The organism is Arthrobacter sp. 2MCAF15, from assembly GCF_052115605.1.
Lineage (GTDB): Bacteria > Actinomycetota > Actinomycetes > Actinomycetales > Micrococcaceae > Arthrobacter.
The window spans coordinates 1-472 of the sequence record NZ_JBFRGZ010000060.1; the positions used below are offsets into that span (position 1 = coordinate 1).

General features: G+C 70.7%; 1 protein-coding gene. It reads right to left on the reverse strand.

Features of this window, described 5'->3' with window-relative positions; translation table 11 throughout:
- On the reverse strand, positions 1–472 hold a 472-nt coding region (locus AB4089_RS22960; protein ID WP_441411566.1), incomplete at both ends, for an AMP-binding protein.

Here is a 472-nt window from a genome sequence, read left to right on the forward strand (position 1 = left end):
CCGGCACCGGCGAGGGCTTCGTCGACGGCGGGTTTGAGCGGGCTGGGCTTGCCGCGGCGGTAGGTGCCGTCGGCGGTGACGACGAGTTTGGCCTCGGCGTCATCGATCCGGGACCGCAGCGCCTCGGCGGAGAAGCCGCCGAAGACCACGGAGTGGACCGCGCCGATCCGGGCGCAGGCGAGCATGGTGATGACGGCCTCSGGGATCATGGGCAGGTAGACCGCGACCCGGTCGCCCTTGGCCACGCCGAGGGACTCGAASGCGTTCGCGGCCCTCTTCACCTCCGCGGTSAGCTGSGCGTAGGTGTAGGTGCGGGTGTCCCCGGGCTCGCCCTCGAAGTAGATCGCGACCCGGTCCCCGTTCCCGGCCTTCACGTGCCGGTCCAGGGCGTTGTACGCGGCGTTGACCTCCCCGCCGACGAACCACTTCGCGAACGGCGGCTCGGACCAGTCCAAAGCCTGGTCAAAGTCCC